The organism is Undibacterium sp. SXout20W, from assembly GCF_049340285.1.
Lineage (GTDB): Bacteria > Pseudomonadota > Gammaproteobacteria > Burkholderiales > Burkholderiaceae_D > Undibacterium.
The window spans coordinates 1-4,604 of record NZ_JBMPPH010000083.1 but is presented as its reverse complement, the minus strand read 5'-3'; the positions used below and the strand labels follow the sequence as shown (position 1 = coordinate 4,604).

At 43.2% G+C, this 4,604-nt stretch carries 5 protein-coding genes and 2 pseudogenes; 2 read left to right on the top strand and 5 right to left on the bottom strand.

The window, feature by feature from the left end; translation table 11 throughout:
• A pseudogene (locus ACO0K1_RS19860) lies at positions 1 to 115 on the top strand (IS30 family transposase); the annotation flags it as partial.
• A 204-nt stretch (positions 116 to 319) separates the two neighbouring features.
• A complete protein-coding gene (locus ACO0K1_RS19855) occupies positions 320 to 634 on the top strand; it encodes a hypothetical protein (RefSeq protein ID WP_423028893.1) in 315 nt (104 codons plus the stop codon).
• Between the two features lie 170 nt (positions 635 to 804).
• Here ACO0K1_RS19855 and ACO0K1_RS19850 read toward each other — a convergent pair whose 3' ends face one another.
• From ACO0K1_RS19850 to ACO0K1_RS19830, 5 genes and pseudogenes are all read right to left on the bottom strand, one after another.
• The gene (locus ACO0K1_RS19850; RefSeq protein WP_423028891.1) at positions 805 to 2,157 is read right to left on the bottom strand and encodes a TolC family outer membrane protein; all 1,353 of its coding nucleotides are present in this window, start codon (positions 2,155 to 2,157) and stop codon (positions 805 to 807) included.
• Positions 2,158 to 2,183: 26 nt separating this feature from the next.
• Entirely contained in the window at positions 2,184 to 2,507 is a 324-nt protein-coding gene (locus ACO0K1_RS19845) for a rhodanese-like domain-containing protein (RefSeq protein ID WP_423028889.1), read from the bottom strand.
• A gap of 31 nt (positions 2,508 to 2,538) precedes the next feature.
• Positions 2,539 to 3,186 (bottom strand): protein-L-isoaspartate O-methyltransferase family protein, encoded by a 648-nt coding sequence (locus ACO0K1_RS19840; RefSeq protein WP_423028887.1) that lies wholly within the window; start codon positions 3,184 to 3,186, stop codon positions 2,539 to 2,541.
• 157 nt (positions 3,187 to 3,343) lie between these two features.
• A complete protein-coding gene (locus tag ACO0K1_RS19835; protein ID WP_423028885.1) occupies positions 3,344 to 3,982 on the bottom strand; it encodes a TetR/AcrR family transcriptional regulator in 639 nt (212 codons plus the stop codon).
• Positions 3,983 to 4,486: 504 nt separating this feature from the next.
• Positions 4,487 to 4,604, bottom strand: a pseudogene (locus ACO0K1_RS19830) (IS30 family transposase); the annotation flags it as partial.

Genomic DNA, 4,604 nt, shown 5'->3' with positions numbered 1-4,604 from the left:
ACAACAGGAGATTGATCACGCCATGAATAGACTGAATAATCGACCAAGAAAAAGGTTAGGATACCTTACACCCAATCAGGTATTCTTCAAAAATACGCTTGCACTTCAAAATTGAACTCGCGTTATTCAATGCAGCATGTTCACTGTTAAAACGATCTAACTTTCAGCATGTAATCAGAAATTATGGAAAACAACACCAAGTAGAGCCTGAACATACTAGGACACAATAAGTATCAGGGAGGCATATGATTTGCCTTGATTACTGTAAGAATATTTACTGAAGTAATGTAGAAGCCACAATTTTCCCTGGAGTCATCCGATGCGCACTTTCGCAATTTTAGATTTTAGTCAACGACTCATTTTGGCGACCATGTCGTACTGGCTCATCTGGTCTCTAATCGTCAGTATTGACGCTCCTTATAATCCAAGTGGGTTCCTATTGACGATGTTTGGTTGCTCGCTGATTATGGCCTATATGACCTGTATCTGGGTGGTTGCGCCAATTACGCCATCTGGATTTTGGTTGCCATGGAAAATTTTAGTACAGTGCCTGATCGCATGTGCACCTTTTTTCCTGATTGTGATTTTTGGCCACTATATCGTTGTTGCAGTCAAACTATGGCTCACGTCTTGAGGTTGACTTTTTAATTGCTTTTTATTGCGCTTACCACTGCTAAACTGGCTGTTACTGCGCCTTGTGGCGGTGTTGATAGTTGATATTAGATATGCAATCTCAATAATTGAGAGGCAAAAAAAAACCACCGGTCGCTTCGCAGCCCAGTGGTTTTTGCTAATTATTCAAAATCAATGATTTAACAGCGCGTTTATTTCGAGTAAATCGGATTCTTTCAAAATCCCTGACGCTGCTTTCAGACGCAAGCCACTCATGATTGTGTCATAACGTGCTTTCGCCAACGTCTGGCGTGTTGTGTACAACTGCTGCTGTGCATTCAAAACGTCAATATTGATGCGAACACCAACTTGATAGCCTAATTTATTCGAATCGAGTGCCGACTGACTAGAGATTTCAGCCGCTTCGTACGCTTTTACTTGTGCCAAGCCGCTTGTTACGCCAACATAAGCCTGGCGAGCTCCTAATGCTGCTGAACGTCGTGCTGACTCGAGATCATTACGTGCTTTGTCTTCCAACGCGATTGCTTCCTGAACTTTACTATTCACGGCAAATCCGGAAAAAATCGGTACACTCCATTGCACCCCAATAGAATTCCCGCTTGAAACACCCGTTTGATTAATGACCGATTGTCCACCGACCGAGTTTCTTGCGCGCCCGGCAACCAGATCGACGGTCGGGTAATGACCTGCGCGGTTAATTTCAATCGTACGTTTGGCGATTTCTACCGCTACTTGTGAAGCAACAACATTGAAATTTTGTTGTTCTGCCGAAGAAACCCAATCTTCAATACGTTCAGGTTTTGGCGTGTCTAACTTAATGCCAACCTTCAACATTGCCAACTCACCTGCATCTTTCCCAATAATTTGCTGTAGGGCTGAACGCTTAATCTGCAAATCGCTCTGTCCAGCAAACTCCTGCGCAATCACCAAGTCGTATCGCGCTTGCGCTTCGTGGGTGTCGGTAATGGTTGCTGTTCCTACGTCGAAATTCCGTTTCGCAGAGGCTAATTGTTCTGAAATCGCTACCTGTTGCGCGTGCAAAGTAATCAAATTATCTTGCGCCGTGAGCACATCAAAATAGGCTTGCGCGACACGAACAATCAAATCTTGTTTTGATTGGGCAAATTGCGCATCAGAAGCGACGACAGATAACTTTCCTTGCTCATATTGTTGCCAGTTAGCCCAACGAAACAAGGGCTGCACCAATTGCAATTGAATATTGTTCGAGTAACTGTTCGCAGAAACACTACCAAAAACCGGATTATCTGACGAGTAGGTATTATTTGCCTTGGTATCGTTACCAGAGAGAGAGACATTAGGCAGCAAAGCTGCACGTCCTTGCACCGCTTTTTCTAAGCCTGCGACTTGAGAGGCACGAGCGCTCGCGAATTGTGCATCGTTAGCGAGTGCGTCTTTGTAGATTTGCAGCAAATCGGCAGCATTGGCCTGAACCGAACAAAAAGCACTTGCTATGAATGCCGCAATCACAGAGTGACGGACAAAACTACGCTCGGGGTTAAACATTCGACGCTCCGGAAAAATAAAATAGATTAATAGGTTCGCATAGAGGGATCAACATCCAAAGCCCACGCATGCATACCGCCTGTCAGATTTATGGTTTGACTAAAACCCTGACGGTCTAAAAAATTTGCCACCTGCATACTTCGACTACCATGATGGCAAATACACACAATCACCGCATCCTCGTCCAGTTCGTTAAAACGTTCTGGTACCGTTTGCATAGGCATTACCTTCACGCCTTCTATATGACAAGTTTCAACCTCCCAAGGTTCCCTTACGTCAAGTAAAACCGGGGGTGTTTTGCTGGTATCTGTTAGCCAGGCTGCGAGTTCTGTGGCGGTGATGTTTTGCATGCGATATCTATTTTAAATTGACGAATACGGATTAAAATTTGAATTGCGATGCAGGAACAACGCCAGCCAATGGCGGCAACACAGTGTCAAATACAGCACGTTGCGTTAATCCACTTGCAGCGCGCGTAACGATCTGCGCATGCATCATCGGCAATTGACCAACCACTGCGAGTAAACGACCATCTACATTTAGCTGCTTCGTCAAGCTGTCTGGAATGGAATCTAACGCACCAGCAACGACGATCACATCATATGAACCTGTATGTTGCCCCGACAACCCATCAGCTAACAAAACTGTCACGTTACGAACGCCATCAGCATGCAGATTTTTTTCTGCCAGATCTTTTAATACTGGTGATATTTCAAGAACCGTGACATGACGACCAGCATAGGCCAATAAAGCTGCCAGATAACCTGATGCAGCGCCGATCAATAAAACAGAATCGCTTTTTTTCACTGCAAGCTCTTGCAGAATGCGTGCTTCAACTTTCGGGTTCATCGCCGCAGAACCGTCTGGTAGCGGCAATTCAGTATCAAAGAAAGCCAAAGATTTTTGGTCTTCAGGAAAGTAATTTTCACGCTTAACAACGATCAACATATCCAAAACGTCTTTATCCAGCACGTTCCATGGACGAATTTGTTGTTCTATCATATTGAAGCGGGCTTTTTCGATAGTCATTTCTTCACTCGATTGCAAAATTAAGGGAACCCGCATTTTATCAAAGCACATGCCATGATTGATAATTACCGAGGCATTTTCATGCAAACCCGTCACCTATTTTGGCCGGAAAGCATAAAATTACATAAACATTAACAAATTTCGACGATCAATATAATTATTTTGCTTTTTTTATCATCAGACCATGCAAGGCTAATTCAATATAATGTTCCAGATAAGTGCTTAACTTTTCCTCTTCCACCATACAAACCCCCGCTGAGTGTTTCCACATCATCATCATTAACATGGGTGAAATCAATAAGCGCGCATCAATTTCAAGATCAACCGGGCGAATTTCTCCGCGTTGCATACCGCGCTCTAACATGGTGGCGACCAATTTTTCACCACGGTTCACGACTTCTTCCTGATAAAATCTGGCCAACTCTGGAAAATTACCGGCTTCCGCCATCATCAGTTTGGGCAAACCGGATAACTTAGTCATCCCCATGCTTTGCCACCAGGTCGTCATGACCGTGCGAAATAATTCTTCACTAGTGCCATCAAATTCGCCTATCATCCCCTCCGCTTCGCCAATCAGCGGGATGATACTTTCGCGAACAACAGCTTTGAACAAATCCTCTTTACTAGAAAAATACAAATACAGCGTGCCCTTCGAAACACCAGCAGCCTTCGCCACATCGTCCAGGCGTGTTGCGGCAAACCCGCGCTCCACAAACAGATCTAAGGCGGCAGCGAGCAATTCCTGCGGGCGCGCTTCTTTTCTGCGCTCCCATTTGGGTTTAAATGGACATGACATTTTTTTATAGCTTGATGTTCTGAATCAGTTTGTTACATTATTATTTTGCTACTTTATCAACTGGCATTCATTGGTCAACGAATATTTTAAAAAAAATTGCCCAAAATATACAAAAATGATGCGCAGATCAGTAACTTACTTTTGAGTCATTAATGTAATATGCTATGAAAACAGCGTCAAGCTCCCATTGCTAAGCATCTTCAGTTAATTCCTTCTAAACTGCTAATGGTTTGCGATGAAATGCAAAACCATTAGACTGAAACGTCATATTGACTGGATTAACGCACATAGGACAAAGTAAAAAATTGATTGAACGACGAGATTCTATTATTTGTGCATTTTAAACAATAACACTCATCAGTACAGAAATTAATTGAAAGATGGCAACACAACAAAATCTGGCTCCGGTTTGTCGGACAAAATGTGCGAACCGCTGTCTAGCGCCTACTGGCTTAAGCTCAACTTAAATTTCAATATTAAAGATCAATATTAAAGATCGCGAGTTCAATTTTGAAGTGCAAGCGTATTTTTGAAGAATACCTGATTGGGTGTAAGGTATCCTAACCTTTTTCTTGGTCGATTATTCAGTCTATTCATGGCGTGATCAATCTCCTGTTGTGTA